Consider the following 24,134-nt stretch of genomic DNA (forward strand, 5'->3'; position numbering starts at 1 on the left):
TGCGGCCGGTTCTCTCTCGTGTGCCAGGCGTCGTACGCCGTTGCGTTGCATTTCCGATCGTCCGTGTGCGGATGAATGCCGTCTTGTCGTCAGGCGATCGGCCTTGAGGCGGCGCCATTATGGCAAAAAGGGGGCCGCCAGGAAACGTTAACTTTGACCGAAGTTCTTGTAGTTTTACTACTACATCGAGGCATATCGCCGCAGGTTGACGTTGATCGGACTTGTGCATTGCAGCAATTCCAGGCACACGCACGAGCCCCCCCCCCGGGGCGCCTCGTGCGCTCCCGCGGGTGCCGGCCTCAGTGCAGCGTGGGGGGCGTTCCGTCCTGGCTGTCGAGCAGCGCCTCGATTTCGCGCCGGGAGAAGCGATAGTGGGTATGACAGAAATGGCACTGGGTCTCGATCTCGCCCTGCTCGGCCAGCACCTCGCGCAGTTCGTCGCCCCCCAGCGTCAGCAGGGCATCGCCGATGCGTTGCCGCGAGCAGGTGCAGCCGAAGCGCAGCGGCTTGGGCTCGAAGACCCGCACCGTCTCCTCGTGATATAGCCGCTGCAGCAGCTCGCGCTGGTCGAGCCCCAGCAGTTCCTCGGTGGTCAGCGTCCTGGCCAGCTGGACGGTGCGCTCCCAGGCATCGTCGTCCTGGTTCTGCGACGCGTCCGGCAGCCGCTGCAGCAGCAGCCCGCCGGCACGCCGCGCGTCGGCGCGCAGCCACAGCCGCGTGGGCAGTTGCTCCGACTGCGAGAAGTAGGCCTCGAGGCAGCCGGCCAGGCTGTCGTGGTCGAGCGCCACGATGCCCTGGTAGCGATTGCCCTCGCGCGGGTCGAGGGTAATCACGATGTGGCCGTCGCCGACCAGCTCGCGAAAGCCCGCCTCCCCGGCGGGCAGCGTGGCATCCTCCGCCACGCGGGCGATGGCGCGCAGCTCGCCGCCCGGGTTGGATTCGGCCATCAGCAGCGACAGCGCGCCCTGGCCACGCACCTCGATGCTGAGGATACCGTCGAGCTTGACGGTATCGGTGAGCAGCGCCACGGCGGCCAGCAGCTCTCCCAGCAGGCGATTGACGGCCGCGGGATAGCCGTGGCGGTCGAGCACGTCGGCGTAGGCGCGCTCGAGGGTGACGATCTCGCCCCGCACGTTGGTGCGGTCGAAGAGGAAACGCTGGATCTGGTCGGTCATGATCGATTCCGGAAGAGGTCGTTCAGGGTGGGCCGAGAGGCGGCATCGCTCACTCGTCTTGCTGGCGCTGGAAGCGCTGGATCTCGCGACGCTGCTTCTTGTCGGGCCGCTTGAGCGGATGCTGCATGGCCTGCTGGGTCAGGCGCCGACCCTCGGCCTCGCGCGCCCGGCGCTCGGCGCTCTCGGCCGTCTCGCGGTAGAGTTCGCGGGCCTGCGGGGCACCGCGACGCTGGTCGGAGAGGGCCACCACCTCCACCTCCCATACGTCCCAGCCCTGGGGCACCCGGATCAGCGCCCCCACCTCGACGTTCTTGCTGGTCTTGGCGCGCGCCCCGTTGTAGTGGACCTTGCCGCCTTCGATGGCCTTCTTGGCCAGCCCGCGGGTCTTGAAGAAGCGCGCCGCCCACAGCCACTTGTCGAGTCGTACGCTATCCAATCTCGCCTCCCTCCTCGCCGTGCACTCCGCTGTCGCTGCGTACCTCCGAGGGTAGCTGCTGGGGCAGGATCGTGGCGAAGCGGTCCAGGGCGATGAACTCCTCGAGCTCCTTCTCGGGCCGCGTGCTGTCGGGCTGCTTGATGCCGAGCAGATGTCGGATGCCGAACTCCCGGGCGCTCTCCAGCACCTCGGGGTTGTCGTCGATGAACAGGGTCCGTGCCGGGTCGAAGGGCTCGACCTCCTGCAGCGCGAACCAGAACGCCTGGGCCTCCTTGGGCACGCCGAGGTCGGCCGAGGAGACGATGGCATCCAGGTAGGCCTCGAGGCCGGTGAGCGGCAGCTTGAGCTCGAGGCTCTCGCGGTCGGCGTTGGTCGCCAGTACCACCCGGGGGTGGGCCTTGCGGAGCCACTTGAGGAAATCCAGCGCGTCGCTGCGCAGGCCGATCAGGTGCTGGATCTCGCGCTTGAGGGCCACGATGTCGACGCCCAGCTCACGGCTCCAGTAGGCCAGGCTGTACCAGTTGAGGGTGCCCCGCTCGCGCAGGATGCGCGCACGAATCTGCTCTTGGGTGGCCTCGTCGAGGCGATGCAGCTCGACGTAGCGCCGCGGCAGGTGCTCCAGCCAGAAATGGCTGTCGAAGTGCAGGTCGAGCAGTGTGCCGTCCATGTCCAGCAGGACGGTATCGATGGCGCGCCAGTCGATCATGGCGACTCCCGGTGGCATCTGAGCGGTGGCAGGCGTGGTATTGTACTCAATGGATACCGGCGGCGCATTCCCGGCACGCCCATGCCGACGCCCGCCCGCACGAAACGGAGCTTCCATGGCCGAGAAGAAGATCTTGCAGAAACCCCAGGTGCTGGCGCGTCAGTCCGTGGCCAGAAGCCGCCTGTTCCACATCGAGGCGCTGGAGCTGCGCTTCGCCAACGGTGCCGAACGCACCTTCGAGCGCCTGACCGGCAGCGACCAGGGCGCGGTGATGATCATCGCCATGCCCGACCCGGACCACGTGCTGCTGATCCGCGAGTACGCCGCGGGCTTCGAGGACTATGTGCTGACCCTGCCCAAGGGACTGGTGGATCCCGGCGAGGACATCGTCAGCGCGGCCAACCGGGAGCTGATGGAGGAGTGCGGCTACGGTGCCCGGCGCATCGAGCCGCTGGTGGAACTGTCGCTGGCGCCCAACTACATGCGCCACCGCATGCAGGTGCTGCTCGCCACCGAGCTCTACCCCAAGCGCCTGCCCGGGGACGAACCCGAGCCGCTGGTGGTCGAGACCCACGCCCTCGAGGAGCTGCCGGCACTGTTGATGCGCGACGACTTCCACGAGGCACGGGCCATCGCCGCGCTGTTCATCGCCCGCGACACCCTGCGCGAACGCCGCGGCAAGGAAGCCCCGCTGAGCTGGTAGCCGTGCCGCCACACGTGCTCAGCCGTGGCGATGCAGCTGTCGCAGGTTGCCGTTGCCCTCCTTGAGACGGATCCAGCGGCTCTGGCGATAGCTGTCCAGCCCGGCCTCCAGCAGGCTCATGACCTCGATCCCCTCCTCCACGCTGACCGGCACCGCTGCGCCGTTCGCGAGCGCCTCGACGACTCCCGCATAGTACGCCAGGTAGTCGCCGGGAAGCCCCGGGTACTCACGGGTGACCAGCCGGCCGTCGTCGCCTTCGGCCAGCGTCAGCTGACCGGGACGCGGGTCCACGCCCCAGTCCCGCGAGGGGGTACGCCCCTCTCTCAGCCAGTTCTCCTGCGGGTCGCGGCCATACTTGACGAAGCTGCCTCGGGTGCCGTGCAGGGCCTGCTGCGGCGTCGCCTCCGCGACCAGCGAGCTGGCTCGCAGGGTGACCCGCAGCGCGTCGTATTCGAGCAGCGCGTGGAACTCGTCATCGACCTCGGCGCCGTCGCGCGCCGCCATCAGGTCGAGCAGGATCGCCCGCGGCATGCCGAACAGCGTGCGGGCCTGGTCGAGCAGGTGCGACCCCAGGTCGTACCAGATGCCGCTGCCCGGCTTGTGCTGCTCGCGCCAGCGATCGGCCACGGCCGGCCGGAAACGGTCGAAGCGCAGCTCGAGCGAGACGGGCCGCCCCACGCCGCCCTCCTCGACCAGCGCCTGCAGGGTACGGAAATCGCAGTCCCAGCGACGGTTGTGAAAGACGCTGACCCGGCATTCGGCCTTGTCGGCCTCGGCCTTGAGCAGCCGTGCCTCGGACAGCGACACGGTGAAGGGCTTGTCGACCACCAGATGCTTGCCGGCGGCGAGTGCCGCCTTGGCCAGCGGGAAGTGGGTCGCGTTGGGGCTGGCGATGACCACCAGGTCGATATCGGGCCGGGCGAACAGCGCTGCGGCCTTGGGAAGCACCTCGACCTCGGGCAGGGCGTCATGCACCCGCTCGGGCGAGCTGCTGACCACGGCCAGCAGTTCCAGCCCAGGCGTGGCCTGGATCAGCGGGGCGTGGAAGATACGGCCGGCAGTGCCGAAACCGATCAGGCCGACACCGAAGGTCTGCTTGCGCATGTCGTGGTTCCTTACTGCTGCATGGAAAAGGCCCGCAACGACGAACCGGGCCTGGGCCCGGTTCGTCGATCGCGTCAGTCGAGCTTGGAGAGGTCGCGCACCGCGCCCTTGTCGGCGGATGTCGCCAGCAGGGCATAGGCCTTGAGCGCCGCCGAGACCTTGCGCAGGCGCTGGATGCGGGGTTTCCAGGCCTGGCTGCCGCGCGCCTCTTCCGCCTCGCGGCGTGACGCCAGCTCGCCATCGGAGAGCTTGACGTCGATACGGCGGTTGGGAATGTCGATGCGAATGACGTCGCCGGAGCGCACCAGGCCGATGGCCCCGCCCGCCGCCGCCTCGGGCGAGACGTGGCCGATGGAGAGGCCGGATGTGCCACCGGAGAAGCGCCCGTCGGTGAGCAGCGCACACGCCTTGCCCAGGCCCTTCGACTTCAGGTACGAGGTCGGGTAGAGCATCTCCTGCATGCCCGGCCCGCCCTTGGGCCCCTCGTAGCGGATGACGACGACCTCGCCCTCCTTCACCTCGCCCGCGAGGATGTGCTCCACTGCCTGGTCCTGGGACTCGACCACGTGGGCCGGCCCCTCGAAGACCAGGATGGCGTCGTCGACACCGGCGGTCTTGACCACGCAGCCGTCCACGGCGATGTTGCCGTAGAGCACCGCGAGGCCACCCTCCTGCGAGAAGGCGTGCTCGAGGTCACGGATGCAGCCGCCCGCGCGGTCGCCGTCGAGGCTCGGCCAGCGTGCGCTCTGGGAGAACGCCGTCTGGGTAGGAACGCCGCCGGGGCCCGCCTTGAAGAACTCCACCACCTCGGGCGTGGGGTTGCGCATGATGTCCCACTCGTCCAGCGCCGCCTTGAGGGTGTCGCCATAGACGGTGGGCACGCGGGTGTCGAGCACGCCGGCGCGGTCGAGCTCGCCGAGGATCGCCATGATGCCGCCGGCACGATGCACGTCCTCGATGTGGTACTTCTGGGTGTTGGGGGCCACCTTGCACAGCTGCGGCACCTCTCGCGACAGCCGATCGATATCGGCCATGGTGAAGTCGATCTCCGCCTCCTGGGCGGCGGCCAGCAGGTGCAGGATGGTGTTGGTGGAACCGCCCATGGCGATGTCCAGGGTCATGGCGTTCTTGAACGCCGCCTTGGAGCCGATGGCGCGCGGCAGCAGGTGCGCCTCGTCGCCCTCGTAGTAGCGCTTGGCCAGCTCGACGATGCGGCTTCCTGCGGTCTCAAACAGGCGGCGGCGGTCGGCGTGGGTGGCCAGCACCGTGCCGTTGCCCGGCAGTGCCAGGCCCAGCGCCTCGGTCAGGCAGTTCATCGAGTTGGCGGTGAACATGCCGGAGCAGCTGCCGCAGGTGGGGCAGGCGCTGCGCTCGACCTCGGCCAGGGTCTCGTCGTCCACCGAGTCGTCGGCGGCCATGACCATGGCGTCGACCAGGTCGAGGCCGTGGTCGAGCAACTTGGTCTTGCCGGCCTCCATCGGTCCGCCGGAGACGAAGATCACCGGGATGTTGAGGCGCATGGCGGCCATCAGCATGCCCGGGGTGATCTTGTCGCAGTTGGAGATGCACACCAGGGCGTCGGCACAGTGGGCGTTGACCATGTACTCGACGCTGTCGGCGATGATGTCGCGGCTCGGCAGCGAGTAGAGCATGCCGTCGTGGCCCATGGCGATGCCGTCGTCCACGGCGATGGTGTTGAACTCCTTGGCCACCCCGCCGGCCTTCTCGATCTCCCGTGCCACCAGCTGGCCCATGTCCTTGAGGTGGACGTGGCCGGGCACGAACTGGGTAAAGGAGTTGGCCACGGCGACGATCGGCTTGTGGAAATCCTCGTCCTTCATGCCGGTGGCACGCCACAGGGCGCGGGCGCCGGCCATGTTGCGGCCGGCGGTGGTGGTACGGGAGCGATATTCGGGCATGATGTCCTCTTTCTGCGCTGCTGCGCGATACGATTCGCGCCGTCTCGGGCCGCCTTGGGCAGCGACGGTCTCGGTGTCCAGATGAACCGTTGATTCTGTCATGCGGCTGGCTGCCAGGCTAGTAAGCCGATCACAGCACCAACGGGCTGCCGGCGGGGAGCGGCTCGGTGCCATAGAGCACCCAGACGTCCAGCGCCGGCCCCAGCGCCTCGATCAGGCGCAGCTCTCGCGGATGCTGCTCGAGCACCTCGAGGGCACAGATGCCCGCCTCGAAGCGTCCCGCCAGCAGCCCCTCGGCCACCGCGACGGTGGTGGCGGCATCGATCTCCTCCTCGAAGCCCGAGAGGTCGGTGTAGTAGCGGGTCGCCGGCTGGCGCGCCACCCGCCGCGGCGAGTCGACCCCGCGTCGCGCCAGCAGGGCCAGCGGATGGCTGCCGGCGACGAAGACGTCCACCGGAAAGGCACGATGCATGTAGCGCCCCACGCAGTCGGCGTGGCTGAAGTGGGCCGTGCACTGCAGCACCCGATCCACCTCCCCGGCCACCAGCGCCGCGAATGCCGCCGGGAAGTCGGCGAACGGCCTGATCTCGGCCCCGGCGGGTCCGCGAGCGTCGAGATAGCGGCGCAGCACCAGCAGGTGGTTGCTGCCCTCGGGTCCCAGCGTGGCAACGATCATTCCGTTCTCCTCCAGAGGGTCGGCTTACAGGGCGAAGATCACCAGCGCCCCCGCCCCCACCAGCCCCAGCCGCAGCCACACCGGACGCCGTGCGATCACGCCGTAGGAGATGGCGGCGAGGCCGAACGCGATCTTGAGCGCGTCGAACACGGCCCAGAGCGGGTCGAAGGCGAGGCGGATCACGTCGGGGTTGGCAACCATGGCCAACGGGATGAGGTAGAGCCCGATACCCAGCGCCATGGCCTTGAAGGCCACCTTGAGCCAGTTTTCCCCGACCATGCCGGCGGCGATGAACACACCCCCGCACACCGGCGGCGTGATGGTCGAGAGCAAGGCGAACCAGAACACGAACAGGTGGGCCAGCAGCGGCTCGAGGCCGAGCGAGGTGAGCGCCGGCCCCGCCACCGATACGCAGATCACGTAGGCGGCGGTGGTCGGTACCTCCATGCCCAGCACCAGGCAGGCGAGCGCGGTGAGCAGCAGCGCCGGCCACAGCATCTCGCCCGACAGCGAGAGGATGCCGGAGGTGATCTTGACCCCTAGCCCCGTCAGCGAGAGCACCCCGATCACCAGCGAGGCACAGATGATGATCGCGCCGATCACCGCCACCTGGCGACCGGCGGTGACCGCCGCCTCGGCCATGCGCGAAGCGAAACCGCGCAGGGAGAAGGCGAGGGTCACGTCGAGGAACAGCAGCAGCATGCCGGCGAAGATGGCGACGCTGGCCGCGTACTGGGGCGTGTAGCCGCCGAGGAAGATGCGCTCGAGCAGCAGCACGAAGGGCACGGCGAAGAACAGCGAGGTGATCGCCACCTCCTTGCCGCCGGGCCGGTCTGCCGCGGCCATGGGGCGCAGATCGTGGCGCGTGGCGTAGGCGTTGATGCCCATCCACACGGTAGCGAAGTAGAGAATCGCCGGCAGCAGCGCCGCGGCCATGATCTGGGTGTAGGGGGTGCCGGTGAGCTCGACCATGACGAACGCTCCCGCCCCCATCAACGGCGGCATGATCTGTCCGCCCGAGGAGGCCACCGCCTCGACGCCGCCGGCCAGGGCACGCGGATACCCCAGGCGCACCATGGAGGGAATGGTGATGGCACCGGTCGACGCCACGTTGGCCGAGGCCGAGCCCGAGATCGAGCCCATCAGCGCCGAAGAGATCACCGCCACCTTGGCCGCACCGCCGGTCAGGCGCCCGGCGCAGGCGCTGGCCAGGTTCATGAAGCCGCGCCCCGCCTCGCCGGCGTTGAGCACCGCGCCGAAGATGACGAAGATGGCCACCACGCCCACGCTGACCCCGGTGAGCGAGCCCCACAGCCCGCTCTCGGCGATGGTCAGGGTGCCGACGAAGCTCTCCATCGGCAGCCCCGGGTGGCCGAACTGGCCGGGGATGTGCGCGCCGAACACCGCGTAGGCCAGCGCCGTCAGTGCCACCAGGGGCAGCGGCCAGCCGATCGCCCGGCGCGCCGCCTCCAGCGTCAGCACGATCAGGAACACCCCCAGGGCCATCTGGTAGCCGTTGTCGATGAAGCCGTACTGGTCGGCCAGCGCCTCCTCGTTCCAGGCGATGTAGCCGCAGGCGGCCACGCCGAGCGCGGTCAGCAGCCAACCGCTCCAGCGCTCGAAGGGGGTGCGCGCCGGGAGGATCAGGATCCAGGGCAGTGCCAGCGCCATGTGGATCGGCCGGCTCACCAGCGCCGGCGCCAGGCCGTAGAAGATCAGCCCCAGGTGGAAGGTGACCGTGAGCGCACCGAGGAGCACCCAGGCCGGGTGGATCCGCGGCACGTCATTGCCCACGGTCGAGCCGGCCGTGGGTGAAGCGGAACATGTCGATAGCATAGATCAGGGAGCCTGTGACGCGGGGCCGGCACGGCGTGCGCCGTCACCGGCCCGGCAAGCCGGGGTTAACGCAAGTCGTCGGGGAAGTCGATTCCGGCTTCGTCGTAGTAGCGCACGGCACCGGGGTGCAGCGACCCGGCGATGTTGCCGATCATGTCCTGGGTGATGCTGCCCCACCAGGGAGACTCCTCGGCCATGGCATCGCGCCGTTCCCAGAAGGTCTTGGTCAGGGTGTAGGCGGTCTCCTCGTCCATGTCCGCGGTGGTGTAGGCGATCACCGGCAACGAGGTGGTCTCGACATCCTCGTCGACGCCGTTGTAGGTGCCGGCCGGGATGGTCTGGCGCGCCGCGCCGGTCCGCTCGATCTGCTCGTCGCTCAGGCTGACCAGGCTGATCGGCATGCTGGCGGCGGTCTCGATCACGTTGGGCGTGGGGAAGGAACTCGCCGTGACGAAGGCATCGATCTGACCGTTCTTCAGCGCATCGGGGCCGCTGCCGACCTCGGCATTGGCGACACGCACCCGCTCCAGCATGTCGAACAGCTCGAGATAGCGCTCCGCCTCGCGGGCACCGAAGGTACCGCGGCCGATCAGGATGTGCTTGTCCTCGAGATCCTCCAGGCCGATCACGCCCTCGTCGCCCGCCACCACGAAGTGCATGGTGATGGCGGGAATCGGGAACAGGCCACGAATCTCCTCGAAGCGCGGGCTCTGGCGCTCGGCGAAGGGCCCTTCGCCGGCCATGGCCTGCTCGACCAGCCCTGGCGGGGTGGTGAAGACATAGTTGCCCTGCCTCGCCATCACCTCCATGACGTTCTGCACCGAGCCCTGGCTCTCTTCCAGGGTCAGCTCCACCTCGCCATCGGTGCCCCGGCGAATCGCCTCGGAGAGCTCGACCCCCATCTGGTAATAGGCGGTACCGGCCGAGGCGGACTTGTAGGTCACGCGGGTCTCGGCCTGGGCGGATAGCGCGACGCTGCCCAGCAGCACGGCGGCAGCCGATGCCAGCAGGGTGCGGGTAAAGGCGTGCTTGGGATGCGGCATGTGATTCTCCCTCGAATGTCCAGCAGTCGTTGACGATGCACTTGTTGTAGTGATCCAGGATGACGCATTTATTAGGAAACATCCTGCAAAAGACTATAATGCCGATTTTTTGGCGCAAGGGAAATTAAGGATCAGCCATGCGTACCACGGCCGTACTGGGCGGCGCCGGAGGAATCGGCAGCGCCATCGTCGAACAGCTGCTCGCGGCGGGCGATTTCGTTCATGTCCTGGACCGCGAGGAGCGACGCACGACCGCGGCGCCCCTTGTCGACGCCTGGCCGCAGCGATGCGCCTTCGTCGGCTGCGACCTGGCCCGCCCCGAGGATATCTCCGCCGCCTTCGCCGGGATCGAGGCGCGGGGCGCCGGGCTCGAGGTGTTCGTCAATGCCGCCGGCGTGATCCAGCGCGGGCCTTTCGTCGAGGTGTCGGCCGACGCGCTCGACGCCATGCTGACGGTCAATGTCCGCGGCGCCTACCAGGCGCTGCAGGCCGCCGCCCGACTGATGCTCGCCCAGGGTGGCGGGCGCATCGTCATCGTCGCCTCGGCCCACGGCCTGCGAACCACCGCCGAGCGCTCGACCTACGCCATGTGCAAGGGCGCCATGCTGGCGCTGAGCCGGGCATTGGCGGTCGAGCTCGGCCCCCACGGCATTCTGGTCAATGCCGTGGCGCCGGGCCCGGTCAGTGCCGGCATGCAGGATGCCGGGGCGGAGTCGCGCCGCCGCTGGCAGGCCGCCACGCCGCTCGGCCGGGTCGCCGGCGCCGACGAGGTGGCCCGCGCGGTGGCCTTCCTGGCCGCGGCGGGCAACACCTTCGTCAGCGGCGAGACCCTGGTGGTGGACGGCGGCGCCAACGTCGCCCTGTAGCGCCGCCAGGCCGGCTTCAGAGGCCGAACGCCACCTTGGCCACGTCGCGATAGCGCTTGGCGAAGTGCACGTTCATGCCCGCCTTGAGGAAGTCGGGCAGCTCGTCGTAGTCGCGGCGGTTGGCCTCGGGCAGGATCACCTCGAAGATCCTGCTGCGCCGGGCGGCGATGATCTTCTCGCGAATCCCGCCCACCGGCAGCACCTTGCCGGTCAGGGTCAGCTCGCCGGTCATCGCCAGCGGCCGGTCGATGCCCTGGTGGCGCGCCAGGGACAGCAGCGCCGTGGCCATGGTCACGCCCGCCGAGGGACCGTCCTTGGGGGTGGCGCCCTCGGGCACGTGCAGGTGCACGAAGGCCGAGTCGAAGAAGTCGGTATCGACCCCGTACTCGGCGAGGTGCCCAAGCGTGTAGCTGTAGGCGATGTTGGCCGACTCCTGCATGACCTCGCCGAGCTTGCCGGTGAGCTTGAAGCCGCGGGTCAGCGAGTGCACCTTGCCGGCCTCGACGGGCAGGGTGGCACCGCCCATGGAGGTCCAGGCCAGGCCGGTGACGACGCCCTCGCCGCGGAGCACCTGCTCCTGGCGGAACAGCGGCGCGCCGAGGTATTCCTCGAGGTTCTTGACCGAGATGCGTACCGACGCCTGCTCGCCTTCGAGCAGCTTGACCGCGGCCTTGCGCACGATGCTGTGCAGCTGCTTCTCGAGCTGGCGCACGCCGGCCTCGCGGGCGTAGCCCTCGATCACCTGGCGCAGCGCCGCGTCGGTGAGGTTGATGCGCTTCTTCGGGATCCTGTCGCGCTCGAGCAGCTTGGGCCACAGGTGGTGCTTGGCGATGGCCACCTTCTCCTCGGCGATGTAGCCCGACAGGCGGATCTGCTCCATGCGGTCGAGCAGCGGCCCGGGGATGGTGTCCAGCGCGTTGGCGGTGCACACGAAGAGCACCTTGGAGAGGTCCAGGCGCACGTCGAGGTAGTGGTCGAGGAAGTCGACGTTCTGCTCGGGGTCGAGCACCTCGAGCAGGGCCGAGGCCGGGTCGCCCTGGAACGACTTGCCCAGCTTGTCGATCTCGTCGAGCATGATCACCGGGTTCTCGACCTCGACCTCCTTGAGCGCCTGTACCAGCTTGCCCGGCATGGCGCCGATGTAGGTGCGACGGTGGCCCTTGATCTCGGCCTCGTCGCGCATGCCGCCCACCGAGAAGCGGTAGAATTCGCGCCCCAGCGCCTCGGCGATGGAGCGCCCCACCGAGGTCTTGCCCACCCCGGGCGGGCCGACCAGCAGCAGGATGGAGCCGCCCACGTCGCCCTTGAAGGTGCCCTCGGCGAGGAACTCGATGATACGCTCCTTGACGTCCTTGAGGCCGTCGTGGTCGCGATCGAGGACCGTCCGGGCGTGGGCCAGGTCGAGCTGGTCCTGGCTGCGCACGCCCCACGGCATGGAGGTGAGCCAGTCGAGGTAGTTGCGCGTGGTGCCGTACTCCGGCGAGCCGGTCTCCAGCACCGAGAGCTTGTCGAGCTCCTCCTCGATGCGGGTCAGCACCTTGGGCGGCACGGTCAGCCCCTCGAGACGGTCGCGGAAGGTGTCGACGTCGTTCTCGCGGTCATCCTTGGAGATGCCCAGCTCGCGCTGGATCACCTTGAGCTGCTCGCGCAGGAAGAACTCGCGCTGGCGCTCCTGCATCTGGGCATTGACCTGCTCGCTGATCTCGGTCTGCAGCTGGGCGACGTCGATCTCCTTGCGCAGCAGCGGCAGCACCTTCTCCATGCGCGCCTGCACCGGCAGGGTCTCGAGCACCGTCTGCAGCTCGCGCCCCTTGGCCGAGGTAATGGCCGCGGCAAAGTCGGTCAGCGGCCCCGGCTCGTGGGGGCTGAAGCGATTGAGATAGTGCTTGAGCTCCTCGCCGTAGAGCGGGTTGATCGGCAGCAGCTCCTTGATGCCGTTGATGATCGCCATGGCATAGGCGCGGGTCTCGTCCTCGTCGGTCTTGACCGGCTCGCGCGGATAGCTGACCTCGACCAGGTAGGGCGGGGTCTTCGACAGCCAGCGCTGGACGCGGAAGCGACGCAGGCCCTGGGCGATGAACTGCAGCTGGCCCTCCTCGCCTTGCATCTTGTGCACCCTGACCGCGGTGCCGATCTCGGGAAAATGTTCATGACCGAGTTCATCCACCGACCTGTCGCCGACGTAGGCCACCCCCAGCGTCTGGTGCGGCGTGTTGCCCACGCGGCGCATGGTCTCCTCCCAGCGCTCGCGGTTGATGACCAGCGGCTGGACCTGGGCGGGAAAGAAGGGGCGATTGTGGATCGGCAGCAGGTAGATGCGCTCGGGCAGGTAGTCGCTGGCCGGAATCACCGCGTTGGCGACCTCGTCGACCTCGCCATCGGAGCCCAGCGCCTCATCGGCCTCCTTCCTCGCCCGCTGCCAGTTGTGTTCGTCCTGATCATGCTCGCTCATGAAAACCTCGTCCTGAAGCTGGGAAAGCCGGATACACACTGAGCTGAGCAATGCGGGCGACAGCGACCAACTTCAAGTCGGAGAGGTCATTTGCAGGCGAAGAGAGGCGTCGCGGCGCCCGTTCAGCGCCACAGCGGCGGCAGCGGACGACCGTTGACGCGGACCTGGCCCCGCCCGATGTCGACCTCGAGCGTGCGGGTATCCAACGGCAAGCCGAGCCACAGCGCGACGACCGTGGGCAGCTCGTGCCAGGTGAAGTCGCCATCGAGACGCTGCCGCCAACGCTCCTTGACGGCGGGCTCGTCGAGGTCGACCAGGCTCAGTGCCTCCACCCGGCGACCGTCGAAGAACAGCGCGCCGTCGACCCGGGCGGCCAGCCCCAGCATCGGGCTGTCCAGTTCGAGGCGTTTGAGGTCGAGGCGCGGCGAATCGCGCAGGGTCGCCAGCAGGTCGGGTTCGAGCTCGGCCAGCAGCGCATCGCGCCCGTCGCCGTGACGACCGCCGGCGGCCAGCTGGCGCAGTCGCGACATGGTGCCGCGAATCGCATCGGCGTTGAGCCGCGACAGCTCGGCTTCCACCTGACCGGTCAGCAGGAGCTGCTCGGCGGTGTGGATCTCGCCCAGGTCGAGGTCGAGCTGCATGCGCAGCTCCTGGTCGTCCAGGGTGATACGGTTCGCCAGGCGCAGGGCGCTGGCGTCGAGCTTGAGCTGCGGCTGTTGCCAGGAGAGCGACTCGACCTGCAGGCGATCGACCTGGGTGAAGGCGTGCGCCCCCTCGGTATAGGCGTACTGGCTATGCAGGATGGCGGGGCCGATCTCCAGTCGGGCGTCGCCGTCGCTGAGCGTCCACGCGTCCAGCTGGCCACGCAACCGCCAGTTGCCCTGCTCGCCCCTGAACCGCAGCCGGCCGCCTTCGAAGCTGAGTTCACGCTGCTGCTGGGTGATGCGCAGCGGCGACAGCTGGACACTGCCCTCGATGGTACCGCTCAGGGTGTGGTAGCTCGCTTCCCACTGGGGCGGAGAGGAGACCAGCGAATCGGCGAACGGATTCTCCCCGTCGGTGCCGTGACGCAGCATCGCCTCGCCGTCGAGATGGGTGCTGAGCACGCCGTGCCGGGCCTGATAGGTCAGCTCCAGCTGCCACGCCCGGCCGAGCAGCGGTGCCAGGCGAATGCGACCGGTCGAGGACCACCAGCCCTGCTCCACGTCCCCCCGCTTGATGTCGAGTTCCCCGCGCGCCTCCAGGTCGGCGAGCGTGCGCCGCATCTCGCGCTCGAACAGCCAGCTCGAGACGGCCTGCCCCGTCAGCCAGGCCAGCAGCAGCACGACCAGCAGCGGGACGATGAGCCGTTCCTTGCGCATAGCTTTCGCCTCCCTGTCCGTTTCCTTGCCCCGCCCGCTCTACAATATGCAACTTAGTGCAACCAGAGCCACAGGTGCATCGTGCTCCAGGCGTAGATGGCGGCGAGGACGTCGTCGATCATGATGCCGAACCCGCCCGCCACGCGCCGGTCGGCCCAGCGGATCGGCCACGGCTTGAACACGTCGAAGATACGGAACAGCACGAAGCCCCACAGCGCCGCCTCCCAGGAGAACGGCACGGCCGCCATGGTGATCCAGTAACCGACGAACTCGTCCCACACGATGCCGGAGTGGTCATGGACCCCGAGATCCCGCGATGTCTTGTCGCACAGCCACACCCCCGCCAGGAAGGAGACCGAAACCAGCGTCAGGTACCAGGTCAGCGGCAGTTCCGAGAGCAGCCAGTAGAAGGGGATCGCCGCCAGGGTTCCGAAGGTGCCCGGCGCCCAGGGCACGCCACCGCTGCCCAGGCCGAAGGCGAAGAAATGGACGGGGCGTCGCCAGACGCTCGGCGGACAGCGGTTCACGACTCGCCTCCGCGGAAGTGCTGCCAGCCATGGGTGCCATCGAGGTCGACCCCCGAGATCCCGGGCTCGCCACACACCGTGCCGACCTCGGTCAGCGCCAATCCTTGTGCCGCCAGGCGCCGCCTGGCTTCCTCCAGGGCGCTGCGAGGCAGGCTGACGAGCAGCTCGTAGTCGTCGCCACCGCACAGCGCGGCGCGATGTGCCGCCGCTTCTCCCAGCGCCGCGACCAGCCCCTCCGCCAGGGGCAGCGCCTCGGGCTCGAGCCTTGCCCCCGTGCCCGACGCCGCCAGGAGATGCTCGAGGTCCGCCAGCAGCCCGTCGGAGAGGTCGATGGCGGCGTGCGCCAGGCCGCGCAGCGCCAGGCCGGCGTCGAGCCGCGGGGCCGGCTTGAGGTAGCGCTTCAGCAGGGGGTGGCCGAGGTCGCGCTCGCCGCGCTGCCACAGCGCGAGCCCGCCGGCTCCGCCGCCGAGGGCACCGGTGACGGCCAGCACGTCGCCGGGGCGCGCGCCGCTGCGGCTGAGCGCCTCGCCGGCAGGGACCTCGCCCATCACCGTGACGCCGATGGCGAGCTCGCCTCGGGTCACGTCCCCTCCCACCAGGGCGACACGGCTGGCCCGGCACAGGGAGTGGAAGCCGCGTGCATAGGCCGCCAGCCAGGCATCGTCATCGCGCTCGAGCGAGAGCGCCATGAGGCACCAGCGCGGCTCGGCCCCCATCGCCGCCAGGTCGCTCAGGCTCACCGCCAGCGCCCGGTAGCCGATCGCCTCGGCCGGGGCATCGGCAGGAAAGTGCACGTTGGCGACCGAGGTGTCGACGCTGACCGCCACCTGCTTTCCCGGTCGCGGCGCGAGCAGCGCGCAGTCGTCGCCCACCCCCAGCGGCACGCCGGCCTCGGGGCCGGGTACAGCGGGGGTGAAATGGCGGGCGATCAGTTCGAATTCGCTGGCCACCGGAGGCACCTTCAGCCGCGACGCGCCCTGACCTCGGCGCTACGCAACCGGGCGGCCAGCTTGTCGAGAATGCCGTTGACGTACTTGTGCCCGTCGGTGGCGCCGAACGACTTGGCCAGCTCGACGCCTTCGTTGATCACGGCCCGATAGGGCACGTCCAGCCGGCGACTGAGTTCATAGGTGCCGAGGCGCAGGATGGCCAGCTCGATGGGGTCGAGGTCTTCCAGGCGGCGGTCGAGCAGCGGCTTGATGGAGGCGTCCAGGTCCTCGCGAAAGCGCACCACGTTGTGGAACAGCTCATGGAACAGCGCCAGGTCGGCGATCTGCATCACCTTGGTCCAGTTCTCGTGGTCCTCGAGGTCCTCGTCGGGCTGTTGGCTGCGAAACTCGGCCTCGATGGCGGTGGCCGACTTGCCGGTCATGTGCCACTGGTAGAGCCCCTGCACCGCCAGTTCACGGGCCGCTCGTCGCGCTTGCTGGCCCGCGGAGGGGGACCGCTGCGGGCGCGATGCACTCATGAGTCCGCTCCGCTCTGGTGGTCGCCGAAGCCGCGCAGCAGCGAGACCATCTCCATCGCGGCCATGGCCGCCTCGGCGCCCTTGTTGCCGGCCTTGGTGCCGGAGCGCTCGATGGCCTGCTCGATCGAATTGACCGTCAGCACGCCGTTGGCGATGGGTGTGTCGAACTCGAGCTGAAGGTTGCCGAGCGCCGCGTTGCAGCCACCCGCCACGTACTCGAAGTGCGGCGTGCCGCCACGGATCACCGCGCCCAGCGCGATCACCGCGTCGGGGCGTGCGACCTGCAGCGCGCGCTTCACCGCCAGCGGCAGTTCCCAGGCGCCCGGCACGTGGACGATATCGATATGCTCGGCATCCACACCGTGGCGCACCAGGCTATCCACGGCGCCTTCGACCAGGCTGTCGACGACGTGATGGTTGAAGCGCCCGACCACGATCACGTAGCGGCCGTCGACGTCGACGAAGTTGCCTTCCAGTTGAGACAGGGTATGCATCGTTGATTCCTGATGAAAATGGTCCCGCTGAAAACGCTAGGGATCCTGCTGAAGTCGAGCGGGCCGGCAGCTCGTGCCGGCCCCTTGCACAAGCGAAGAGGCGTCGGCTCAGCCCTCCTCGGCGCCCGCCCCCTCTTCGCCCGGCGCGATCAGCTCGACCACCTCGAGGTCGAAGCCGGAGAGCGCCGAGAACTTCCACGGCGAACTGAGCAGACGCATGCGCCCCACGCCGAGGTGGCGCAGGATCTGCGAGCCGGTGCCGATGGTCAGGTAGTTGCCCGCACCGTCGGAGTCGCTGGTCCGCGGCAGGCGACGGCGCTCCAGGAACACTTCCAGCTGATCGCGGAAGTCCTGGTGCGGGCGGCCGTCGTCGAGCAGCACGAACACGCCGTGCTCGACCCGGGCGATCTCCTCCAGCGCGCTGTGGGTCGTCCAGTTGCGACCCTCGCTCTTCTGCAGGCCCAGCAGGTCGCGCATGGTATCGGCCAGGTGCACGCGCACCGTGGTCAGGGCGTCGGGCCGCGGCTCCCCCTTCACCAGTGCCACGTGGTGGGCATTCTGAATCCGGTCGTGGAAGACGTGCAGGGTCAGCTTGCCCACGGCCGTATCGACCAGCGTGGACTCCACCGGCTCCACCGTCTGCTCGTTGTGGATCCGGTAGTGGATCAGGTCGGCGATGGTGCCCATCCTGATGCCGTGCTCGGCGGCGAAGCGCTCGAGTTCCGGGCGCCGCGCCATGCTGCCGTCGTCGTTCATGATCTCGCAGATCACGCCGCTGGGATCGAAGCCGGCCAGGGCGGCCAGGTCACAGGCCGCCTCGGTGTGCCCGGCGCGCCGCAGCACGCCGCCCGGCTCCGCCATCAGCGGGAAGATGTGGCCGGGCTGGACGATGTCCTCGGCACGCGCATTGCGCGCTGCGGCGACCCGCACGGTACGCGCGCGGTCGGCGGCGGAGATGCCGGTGGTGACGCCCTCGGCGGCCTCGATGGAGAGCGTGAACTTGGTGCCGAAGCCGGAGCCGTTGTCGCTCACCATCAGCGGCAGCTTGAGGCGCTCGCAGCGTTCGCGGGTCATCGGCATGCAGATCAGGCCGCGCGCGTGGCGCGCCATGAAGTTGATATGCTCGGCCTCGACCTTCTCGGCGGCCATGATGATATCGCCTTCGTTCTCGCGATCCTCATCGTCCATGAGGATCACCATCTTGCCCTGCCGAATGTCCTCGATCAGGTCTTCGATGGGAGCCAGGCCCCCGGGGGAAGATTGCACGCTGGAATCTCCGAATGTCGATCGACTTCCTGGGCGATAGTGCACCGCGGCACAACACTGCCGACAATATCGCACCACGTTGAATGGGCGTCAGAGTACATTGGCGCGGCGTCGGGCGCCAGTAGCGAGTACATTGGCGCGGCGTCGGGCGCCAGTAGCGAGTACATTGGCGCCCGGGGCCGCGCCATTCACTCCTGCCTTCGTCCCGGCCGCGCCGTGATCCGCCAGTCGCGCCCGACGGCGCGGATATCGAGGATCTCCAGAGGACGCTGCTGGGCCATGCGCGTCAGCCCCGGCAGGGCGAACAGCGGGCGCGCCTCGCCGCCGAGCAGCGTCGGCGCGACGAACAGCTGCATCTCGTCGACCAGGCCGGCGTCCAGCATGGCCCCGGCCAGCGTGGCCCCGGTTTCCAGCAGCACCTCGTTGACCAGTTCCTGTTCGGCCAGGTAGTGCATCAGCGCATGCAGGTCGACGCGCCCGTCGTCGCCGGCGCGCAGCACCACCACCTCGGCACCGGCCGCTTCCAGGCGCGCCCGCCGCTGCCTGTCGTGCCCGGGCACGGTCGCCACCAGGGTGCGTCCCGGCTCGCGCAGGCAGGCCGCGGCCTGGGGCAGGCGCAGCCGGGTATCGACCACGACGCGCAGCGGCTGGCGCGCGGCGATGGCCTCGCCATCGTCGAGGCCGAGCTGCGACGCCCGCACCGTGAGCCGCGAATTGTCGAAGATGATCGAGTCGACGCCGGTCATGACCGCACTGGCACTGGCGCGCAGCCGCTGTACCTCGGCGCGGGCATGCGGCCCGGTGATCCACTGCGATTCGCCCGACGGCATGGCGGTGCGGCCGTCCAGGCTCATGGCCATCTTCAGGCGCAGGTAGGGGCGCAGCCGGGTCATGCGCGAGATGAAGCCCGGGTTGAGGGCCCTCGCCTCTTCCTCGAGCAGCCCCACCTCCACCTCGACGCCCGCCTCGCGCAGCATGGCGACACCGCGTCCGGACACCTCGGGATTGGGATCCTGCATGGCCACCACGACCCGCCTGACGCCGGCTTCGATCAGTGCCACCGCACAGGGGCCGGTACGCCCCTGGTGGGAGCACGGTTCCAGGGTCACGTAGGCGGTGGCGCGACGGGCCGCCTCGCCCGCCATGCGCAGCGCATGGACCTCGGCATGCGGTTCACCGGCCCGCAGGTGCCAGCCCTCGCCGACCAGGCGACGGTGCTTGACCATCACGCAACCGACGCGGGGGTTGGGGTGGGTGGTATAGAGGCCGCGGCGGGCAAGCTGCAGCGCACGGGCCATCCAGGCGGCATCGGTCGGCTTGGCCATGGGACTCCTGCTGGCTAGTCGTCGGCGGTACCGGGGGGGAAACCGGGCTCCTGGGCGAGACGATCGATCTCGGCACGGAACTCATCGATATCCTGGAAGCGGCGATAGACCGAGGCGAAGCGGATGTAGGCCACCTGGTCCAGGCGCTTGAGCGCCTGCATCACGACATCGCCGATGTCGCGCGCCTGCACTTCGCGCTCGCCGCTGGCTCGCAGGCGATGACGAATCCGCTCCACGGCCGCCTCGATGGCTTCGGCGCTCACCGGCCGCTTCTCCAGCGCGCGCAGCATGCCGGCGCGCAGCTTGTGCTCGTCGAAGCTCTCGCGGGAACCATCGGACTTCACCACTCGCGGCATCACCAGCTCGGCGGTCTCGTAGGTGGTGAAGCGCTCGCCGCAATCGGTGCACTGACGGCGTCGGCGCACCTGATCGCCCTCCGCCACCAGGCGGGAGTCGGTCACACGGGTATCATGGGCGCCGCAAAAGGGGCAATGCATGGTATCGGTCCGAACGTGAAGCGGGGCGACCGCAGGGTCGCGCATGGTCACTGGTTGACCCGACATTGTACCCGCTCGCCCCTCCCCCGCCCAGCACAGCCGATCGCGCCTCGCGCTGGTGTCAGTGGCCGTGTCCCTGCCCATGGCTCCCCTCGTCGTCCACGACGATGCGCCTGACCGGGGCCTCGAGGCGCTGGGTATCGCCCGAGTCGAACCTCAGCTCGATCTCGACGGGCTCGCCTTCCGCCAGCGGTGCGGTCAGGCCGATCAGCATCATGTGCAGGCCGCCGGGAGCCAGCGAAGTGCTGCCACCCGCCGGCACGACGATCTGCGCCACCTGGCGCATCTGCATCACGCCGTCCGCGTCCTGGTGGTCGTGCAGTTCCGCCGCCTTCGCCACCGGGGTCTCCGCCGCCACCAGCACCACGTCACGCTGCCCCGGGTTGCGCAGCGTCATGAAGGCGGCGGAGGTCTGCGAGCCGGGCGGCACGGCGCGCACCTGCGCCTCCTCGACGACCAGCGGCTCGGCGGTAGCCGGCAGCGACACCAGCGACAGCCCGGTGGCGACAAGCAATGCACGGGGCAGCATCATAACGGGACTCCTTGTTGTATGGTTGGCAGGCACCAGGCTTGGGCAGCGAAGCACAGCATACTATGTGCTCCTCCTGGCGTATTCGATTGCGTCAACCCGACACGCTGCCCGTCCCCTGGCAGCCCGTTAATGGAACTCGCTCAAGGACACATACATGGGACTTCGTTTCACGCGGCTTGCGGCGGCGCTGGTTACCCTCGCCACAGCCACGGCCACCCTGGCAGAGGAGTGGCCGGCGCCCGTACGAGCGCTGATCGCGGAAGGGATCGAGATTCACGGTGAATTCCAGGCGCCAGGCGGCCTCACCGGCTATGCCGCCACCCATCAGGGCCGCGAGATGATCGTGTACGTGACCGCCGACGCCAAGCACGCCATCGTCGGCACCATGATCGATGCCGAAGGCAACGACCTCTCCGAGGCTCCGCTGGACGAGTTGATTCGCGCCCCGCAGGAAGGCGAGCTATGGCAGCGGCTCGAGGAGAGCCACTGGATCGCCGACGGCAGCGCAGACGCTCCCCGCATCCTCTACACCTTTACCGACCCGAACTGCCCTTACTGCCATCGTTTCTGGGAAGCCACGCGGCCCTGGGTGGAGGCGGGCGAGGTGCAGTTGCGCCACGTCATGGTAGGCGTATTGGAACCCGACAGTCCGGCAAAGGCCGCTGTCCTGCTGGGTGCCGAAGATCCGGAGGCCTCCCTGCAGCGTCACAACAGCGGTGATGACATTGCCGCCGAGGCCCAGCCCCGAGACATCGAGGACCAGGTCTACCGCAACAACCAGCTGTTCGAGGAACTGGGCTTCTACGCCACGCCGAGCACCCTGTACCTGCGTGATGGTCGGCTGGAACGGGTGGATGGGATGCCCGGCGAGGAGCGTCTGGTGGAGATGATGGGCGGCGAAGCACCTTGAGCAGGGCCGCAGGACGCCGCGTGGTTGACGCCGCGGCGACCTGCGGCGGCGCTCACGCTCGGGAGGGAATCGCCCTGGCCAGGAACCAGCCGGCGACCATCGCCACCAGCATGGCCAGCAGCGGCGCCGTCAACCCGACGACGGAGGCAAACGCCGGCCCCGGGCAGTAGCCGGAGAGCCCCCAGCCGACACCGAACAGCGCAGCGCCGCCGATCAGGCGGCCATCCAGGTCCTGGCGGGTCGGCAACTGGAAGGTCTCGCCCACGAGCGGGCGCGCCCGGCGCAGCACCAGCCGATAGCCGATGAAGGTGGTCGTCACGGCGCCGCCGAGGACGAACACCAGCGTGGGATCCCAGGCGCCGGCGAGGTCCAGGAAGCCCAGCACCCGGGCCGGATCGGTCATGCCCGAGACACCCAGGCCGAGGCCGAACAGCAGGCCGGCCACGTAGCCCATCAGCGTCCTCATGCGCCACCTCCGAACACGTGTCGAACCAGATAGACGGTGACGATCGCCGTCCCCAGAAAGGTGACCGTGGCCACCATCGAGCGCGGCGACAGCCGCGCCAGCCCGCAGACGCCATGGCCGCTGGTGCAGCCGCTGCCGAGCCCCGTGCCGACCCCCACCAGCAGGCCGGCGACCAGCATCAGCGCCACGCCACCGGCGGGGGCGCCGACCACCTCGCCCGGGAAACCGGCGACGTTGCCCAGGCTGCCACCCAGCAACAGCAGCAGGGCGGGGCCGCTGATCAGCCCGAGCAGGAAGGCGAAGCGCCAGGCGCTGTCGCCCCTGGGGCGCGCGGTGATCAGGTTGCCGATGATGCCGCTGATCCCGGCGATACGCCCCAGCGTGGCCATCAGCCAGGTGGCGGAGAGGCCGATCAGCACGCCGCCGATCAGTCCATGCAGTGTTGCGTTCCCGTCCACGTCTCTCTTGCTCCTCTTGCAATGTCGTCAGATACCATTCACCAGGCGGCCGCAGCGTTCCGCGGCGCCAGGCAACCTCACGCCGCCGGCTTCAGCGCAGCGGCAACCCGATGGCGCCGGGAGGCGACGGCGTGCCGTCGCTTTCGCCATGCAGCGCGCGCCAGGCGTCGTAGGTACTCAGGAACACCCGGCCGCTCATCTCGCGGCAGAACTCGGTATGCTGCAGGCGGTCCATCACCGGCCCCTTGACCTCCGCCAGGTGCAGCCGCACGTCGGCATCCCTGAGCCTGGCGTTGATCGCCTCGAGGCTCTCCAGCGCCGAGGCGTCGATGACATTGACCGCCTGGCAGGCGAGCACGATGTGGGCAAGCCCCGGCCGGCGTGCGGCCAGCTCCATCACCGTGTCCTCCAGGTAGCGGGCATTGGCGAAATAGAGGCTCTCGTCGATGCGCAGGATGGCCAGGCGCTCGTCGGTCTCCACGGCATGACGTTGCACGTTGCGAAAGTGCTCGGTACCTGGCACCCGGCCCACCACGGCGCTGTGGGGACGGCTGGTGTTGTAGAGATGCAGCGCCAGTGACAGCCCCACCCCGGCGAGGATGCCGCTCTCCACCCCGTGGCCGAGCGTCACGCCGATGGTGGCGATCATGGCCAGGGCATCGGAGCGTGAGTAATTCCAGGTGTGCCGGATGGCCTTGACATCCACTAGGGAGAGCACGGCCACGATAATGGTCGCCGCTAGCGTGGCGATCGGCAGGTAGGCGAGCAGCGGGGTCAGCAGCAGCGCGGCGATGGCGATGCCTACGGCGGTGAACGCGCCGGCGGCAGGCGTCTCGGCGCCGGCATCGAAGTTGACCACCGAGCGGGCGAAGCCACCGGTCACCGGCATGCCCCCGGTCAGGGAAGCCGAGATGTTGGAGGTGCCCAGGCCCAGCAGCTCCTGGTCCGGGTCGATGCGCTGGCGCCGCTTGGCGGCGAGGGTCTGGCCGACCGAGACCGATTCCACGAAGCCGACGATGCTGATCAGTAGCGCCGCCACCCACAGCTCCCGCCACAGGCCGACCTCGAAGCCTGGCAGGGACAGTGGCGGCAGGCCCGCAGGCACCGCTCCCACCACCGCCACGCCCCGCGCCTCCAGGTCCAGGCCCCAGGTGGCCAAGGTGGTGACGGCGACGGCCAGGATCGGCGCCGCCCTGGTCAGCATGTCCGCGGGCCGTGCGGACACGCCCAGTTTCCCAAGGCCGGGCTTGAGCCAACGGCGGGCGACATGGAGGAAAGCCAGCACGCAGAGGCCGATGACCAGCGTAGGCCCATTTACCCCCTCCAGGCTGCCACCCAGGCTGACCAGCAGCTCCAGCAGGTTATGACCGCGGGCCTCCACGCCCAGCACATGCTTGAGCTGGCTGATCGCGATGATCAGCCCCGAGGCGGTGATGAAGCCCGAAATCACCGGATGACTGAGAAAGTTGGCCAGAAAGCCCAGCCGTGCCAGCCCCATCAGGGTCAGGATGAGCCCCGACAGCAGCGTCAGCGTCAGCGCGGCGCCGAGGTACTCCGGCGAGCCCTGGGGGGCGACCTGCTCCACCGCCGCCGCCGTCATCAGCGCCACCACCGCCACCGGCCCCACCGCCAGGGTGCGGCTGGTGCCGAACACGGCGTAGACCATCAGCGGCGCGATGCTGGCATAGAGCCCCACCTCGGGCGGCAGCCCCGCCAGCATGGCATAGGCCAGCGACTGCGGGATCAGCATGACGGTCACGATGGCCGCGGCCAGCAGATCGCTTGCCAGGGTGGCGCGGCCATAGCCCGGCAGCCACTGCAGGATCGGCAGATAGCGCTTGGGACTCATCGCGG

General features: G+C 69.0%; 24 protein-coding genes. 3 read left to right on the forward strand and 21 right to left on the reverse strand.

Annotation, left to right across the window (positions count from 1 at the left end; all coding sequences use genetic code 11):
* Positions 1 to 299 precede the first annotated feature (299 nt).
* From hslO to yrfG, 3 genes are read right to left on the reverse strand one after another with little or no spacing between them, the layout of a single operon-like run.
* Positions 300 to 1,175, reverse strand: coding sequence for an Hsp33 family molecular chaperone HslO (hslO, locus tag DIS04_RS11355; protein ID WP_111413893.1), 876 nt, complete (start codon positions 1,173 to 1,175; stop codon positions 300 to 302).
* A 49-nt stretch (positions 1,176 to 1,224) separates the two neighbouring features.
* The gene (locus tag DIS04_RS11360; RefSeq protein ID WP_111413894.1) at positions 1,225 to 1,611 is read right to left on the reverse strand and encodes an RNA-binding S4 domain-containing protein; all 387 of its coding nucleotides are present in this window, start codon (positions 1,609 to 1,611) and stop codon (positions 1,225 to 1,227) included.
* Complete coding sequence (gene yrfG, locus DIS04_RS11365; protein WP_111413895.1) at positions 1,604 to 2,317, reverse strand: GMP/IMP nucleotidase; 714 nt, start codon at positions 2,315 to 2,317, stop codon at positions 1,604 to 1,606. Before yrfG ends, DIS04_RS11360 begins: the two co-directional genes overlap by 8 nt.
* A 115-nt stretch (positions 2,318 to 2,432) precedes the next feature.
* On the opposite strand from yrfG, the gene nudE reads away from it, so the two are divergent.
* Positions 2,433 to 3,020 carry an ADP compounds hydrolase NudE gene (nudE, locus tag DIS04_RS11370; protein WP_111413896.1) on the forward strand — a complete coding sequence of 196 codons (588 nt, stop codon included), beginning with the start codon at positions 2,433 to 2,435 and terminating at the stop codon, positions 3,018 to 3,020.
* 18 nt (positions 3,021 to 3,038) lie between these two features.
* Here nudE and DIS04_RS11375 read toward each other — a convergent pair whose 3' ends face one another.
* From DIS04_RS11375 to DIS04_RS11395, 5 genes are all read right to left on the reverse strand, one after another.
* The gene (locus DIS04_RS11375) at positions 3,039 to 4,124 is read right to left on the reverse strand and encodes an oxidoreductase (RefSeq protein ID WP_111413897.1); all 1,086 of its coding nucleotides are present in this window, start codon (positions 4,122 to 4,124) and stop codon (positions 3,039 to 3,041) included.
* A 74-nt stretch (positions 4,125 to 4,198) separates the two neighbouring features.
* Entirely contained in the window at positions 4,199 to 6,043 is a 1,845-nt protein-coding gene (gene ilvD, locus DIS04_RS11380) for a dihydroxy-acid dehydratase (protein ID WP_111413898.1), read from the reverse strand.
* Positions 6,044 to 6,173: 130 nt separating this feature from the next.
* Positions 6,174 to 6,719 carry a hypothetical protein gene (locus DIS04_RS11385; RefSeq protein ID WP_111413899.1) on the reverse strand — a complete coding sequence of 182 codons (546 nt, stop codon included), beginning with the start codon at positions 6,717 to 6,719 and terminating at the stop codon, positions 6,174 to 6,176.
* Positions 6,720 to 6,743: 24 nt separating this feature from the next.
* Positions 6,744 to 8,555, reverse strand: coding sequence for a TRAP transporter permease (locus DIS04_RS11390; protein WP_245904548.1), 1,812 nt, complete (start codon positions 8,553 to 8,555; stop codon positions 6,744 to 6,746).
* A 65-nt stretch (positions 8,556 to 8,620) separates the two neighbouring features.
* Complete coding sequence (locus tag DIS04_RS11395; RefSeq protein WP_111413901.1) at positions 8,621 to 9,598, reverse strand: TAXI family TRAP transporter solute-binding subunit; 978 nt, start codon at positions 9,596 to 9,598, stop codon at positions 8,621 to 8,623.
* A 137-nt stretch (positions 9,599 to 9,735) separates the two neighbouring features.
* On the opposite strand from DIS04_RS11395, the gene DIS04_RS11400 reads away from it, so the two are divergent.
* Positions 9,736 to 10,464, forward strand: a complete 729-nt coding sequence (locus tag DIS04_RS11400) for an SDR family NAD(P)-dependent oxidoreductase (RefSeq protein WP_111413902.1) — start codon at positions 9,736 to 9,738, stop codon at positions 10,462 to 10,464.
* Positions 10,465 to 10,480: 16 nt separating this feature from the next.
* On the opposite strand, the gene lon is transcribed toward DIS04_RS11400, so the two are convergent.
* From lon to DIS04_RS11450, 10 genes are all read right to left on the reverse strand, one after another.
* Entirely contained in the window at positions 10,481 to 12,916 is a 2,436-nt protein-coding gene (gene lon, locus DIS04_RS11405) for an endopeptidase La (protein WP_111413903.1), read from the reverse strand.
* Positions 12,917 to 13,038: 122 nt separating this feature from the next.
* A complete protein-coding gene (locus tag DIS04_RS11410; RefSeq protein WP_111413904.1) occupies positions 13,039 to 14,277 on the reverse strand; it encodes a DUF945 family protein in 1,239 nt (412 codons plus the stop codon).
* Positions 14,278 to 14,330: 53 nt separating this feature from the next.
* Positions 14,331 to 14,804 (reverse strand): phosphatidylglycerophosphatase A family protein, encoded by a 474-nt coding sequence (locus DIS04_RS11415; protein WP_111413905.1) that lies wholly within the window; start codon positions 14,802 to 14,804, stop codon positions 14,331 to 14,333.
* Positions 14,801 to 15,754: a thiamine-phosphate kinase gene (thiL, locus tag DIS04_RS11420; RefSeq protein WP_111413906.1), complete on the reverse strand. Its 954-nt coding sequence runs from the start codon at positions 15,752 to 15,754 to the stop codon at positions 14,801 to 14,803. Before thiL ends, DIS04_RS11415 begins: the two co-directional genes overlap by 4 nt.
* Before the next feature lie 11 nt (positions 15,755 to 15,765).
* Positions 15,766 to 16,272 carry a transcription antitermination factor NusB gene (gene nusB / locus DIS04_RS11425; RefSeq protein ID WP_111413907.1) on the reverse strand — a complete coding sequence of 169 codons (507 nt, stop codon included), beginning with the start codon at positions 16,270 to 16,272 and terminating at the stop codon, positions 15,766 to 15,768.
* Positions 16,269 to 16,766, reverse strand: a complete 498-nt coding sequence (gene ribH, locus DIS04_RS11430) for a 6,7-dimethyl-8-ribityllumazine synthase (RefSeq protein WP_111413908.1) — start codon at positions 16,764 to 16,766, stop codon at positions 16,269 to 16,271. The genes nusB and ribH overlap by 4 nt, the downstream gene beginning before the upstream one ends.
* 108 nt (positions 16,767 to 16,874) lie before the next feature.
* On the reverse strand, positions 16,875 to 18,032 hold the full coding sequence (ribBA, locus tag DIS04_RS11435; protein ID WP_111413909.1) for a bifunctional 3,4-dihydroxy-2-butanone-4-phosphate synthase/GTP cyclohydrolase II: 1,158 nt from the start codon (positions 18,030 to 18,032) through the stop codon (positions 16,875 to 16,877).
* Between the two features lie 188 nt (positions 18,033 to 18,220).
* On the reverse strand, positions 18,221 to 19,357 hold the full coding sequence (gene ribD, locus DIS04_RS11440; protein WP_111413910.1) for a bifunctional diaminohydroxyphosphoribosylaminopyrimidine deaminase/5-amino-6-(5-phosphoribosylamino)uracil reductase RibD: 1,137 nt from the start codon (positions 19,355 to 19,357) through the stop codon (positions 18,221 to 18,223).
* A gap of 14 nt (positions 19,358 to 19,371) precedes the next feature.
* Positions 19,372 to 19,854, reverse strand: a complete 483-nt coding sequence (gene nrdR, locus DIS04_RS11445) for a transcriptional regulator NrdR (RefSeq protein ID WP_111414043.1) — start codon at positions 19,852 to 19,854, stop codon at positions 19,372 to 19,374.
* Between the two features lie 121 nt (positions 19,855 to 19,975).
* The gene (locus DIS04_RS11450; protein ID WP_111413911.1) at positions 19,976 to 20,446 is read right to left on the reverse strand and encodes a copper chaperone PCu(A)C; all 471 of its coding nucleotides are present in this window, start codon (positions 20,444 to 20,446) and stop codon (positions 19,976 to 19,978) included.
* Positions 20,447 to 20,600: 154 nt separating this feature from the next.
* Here DIS04_RS11450 and dsbG point away from each other — a divergent pair, with 154 nt between their 5' ends.
* On the forward strand, positions 20,601 to 21,356 hold the full coding sequence (dsbG, locus tag DIS04_RS11455; protein ID WP_111413912.1) for a thiol:disulfide interchange protein DsbG: 756 nt from the start codon (positions 20,601 to 20,603) through the stop codon (positions 21,354 to 21,356).
* Positions 21,357 to 21,408: 52 nt separating this feature from the next.
* Here the strand turns inward: dsbG and DIS04_RS11460 are convergent, their stop codons facing one another.
* The 3 genes from DIS04_RS11460 to DIS04_RS11470 form a co-directional block, all read right to left on the reverse strand.
* A complete protein-coding gene (locus DIS04_RS11460) occupies positions 21,409 to 21,822 on the reverse strand; it encodes a DUF6691 family protein (RefSeq protein ID WP_111413913.1) in 414 nt (137 codons plus the stop codon).
* Entirely contained in the window at positions 21,819 to 22,280 is a 462-nt protein-coding gene (locus DIS04_RS11465; RefSeq protein WP_111413914.1) for a YeeE/YedE family protein, read from the reverse strand. The genes DIS04_RS11460 and DIS04_RS11465 overlap by 4 nt, the downstream gene beginning before the upstream one ends.
* A gap of 91 nt (positions 22,281 to 22,371) precedes the next feature.
* Positions 22,372 to 24,129, reverse strand: coding sequence for a SulP family inorganic anion transporter (locus DIS04_RS11470; protein WP_111413915.1), 1,758 nt, complete (start codon positions 24,127 to 24,129; stop codon positions 22,372 to 22,374).
* Between the last annotated feature and the right edge of the window lie 5 nt (positions 24,130 to 24,134).

The sequence above is a fragment of the Billgrantia lactosivorans genome (assembly GCF_003254665.1).
Taxonomy (GTDB): Bacteria; Pseudomonadota; Gammaproteobacteria; order Pseudomonadales; family Halomonadaceae; genus Halomonas; species Halomonas lactosivorans.

Coding starts and splice junctions, on each gene's coding strand:
- ilvD (WP_111413898.1), bottom strand. CDS start 6,043: ATGCCCGAATATCGCTCCCGTACCACCACCGCCGGCCGCAACATGGCC.
- ribD (WP_111413910.1), bottom strand. CDS start 19,357: ATGGCCAAGCCGACCGATGCCGCCTGGATGGCCCGTGCGCTGCAGCTT.
- nrdR (WP_111414043.1), bottom strand. CDS start 19,854: ATGCATTGCCCCTTTTGCGGCGCCCATGATACCCGTGTGACCGACTCC.
- DIS04_RS11410 (WP_111413904.1), bottom strand. CDS start 14,277: ATGCGCAAGGAACGGCTCATCGTCCCGCTGCTGGTCGTGCTGCTGCTG.
- DIS04_RS11470 (WP_111413915.1), bottom strand. CDS start 24,129: ATGAGTCCCAAGCGCTATCTGCCGATCCTGCAGTGGCTGCCGGGCTAT.
- DIS04_RS11390 (WP_245904548.1), bottom strand. CDS start 8,555: ATGCTATCGACATGTTCCGCTTCACCCACGGCCGGCTCGACCGTGGGC.
- DIS04_RS11400 (WP_111413902.1), top strand. CDS start 9,736: ATGCGTACCACGGCCGTACTGGGCGGCGCCGGAGGAATCGGCAGCGCC.
- dsbG (WP_111413912.1), top strand. CDS start 20,601: ATGGGACTTCGTTTCACGCGGCTTGCGGCGGCGCTGGTTACCCTCGCC.
- yrfG (WP_111413895.1), bottom strand. CDS start 2,317: ATGATCGACTGGCGCGCCATCGATACCGTCCTGCTGGACATGGACGGC.
- DIS04_RS11375 (WP_111413897.1), bottom strand. CDS start 4,124: ATGCGCAAGCAGACCTTCGGTGTCGGCCTGATCGGTTTCGGCACTGCC.
- DIS04_RS11460 (WP_111413913.1), bottom strand. CDS start 21,822: ATGAGGACGCTGATGGGCTACGTGGCCGGCCTGCTGTTCGGCCTCGGC.
- ribH (WP_111413908.1), bottom strand. CDS start 16,766: ATGCATACCCTGTCTCAACTGGAAGGCAACTTCGTCGACGTCGACGGC.
- DIS04_RS11385 (WP_111413899.1), bottom strand. CDS start 6,719: ATGATCGTTGCCACGCTGGGACCCGAGGGCAGCAACCACCTGCTGGTG.
- nudE (WP_111413896.1), top strand. CDS start 2,433: ATGGCCGAGAAGAAGATCTTGCAGAAACCCCAGGTGCTGGCGCGTCAG.
- DIS04_RS11395 (WP_111413901.1), bottom strand. CDS start 9,598: ATGCCGCATCCCAAGCACGCCTTTACCCGCACCCTGCTGGCATCGGCT.
- DIS04_RS11450 (WP_111413911.1), bottom strand. CDS start 20,446: ATGATGCTGCCCCGTGCATTGCTTGTCGCCACCGGGCTGTCGCTGGTG.
- lon (WP_111413903.1), bottom strand. CDS start 12,916: ATGAGCGAGCATGATCAGGACGAACACAACTGGCAGCGGGCGAGGAAG.
- nusB (WP_111413907.1), bottom strand. CDS start 16,272: ATGAGTGCATCGCGCCCGCAGCGGTCCCCCTCCGCGGGCCAGCAAGCG.
- hslO (WP_111413893.1), bottom strand. CDS start 1,175: ATGACCGACCAGATCCAGCGTTTCCTCTTCGACCGCACCAACGTGCGG.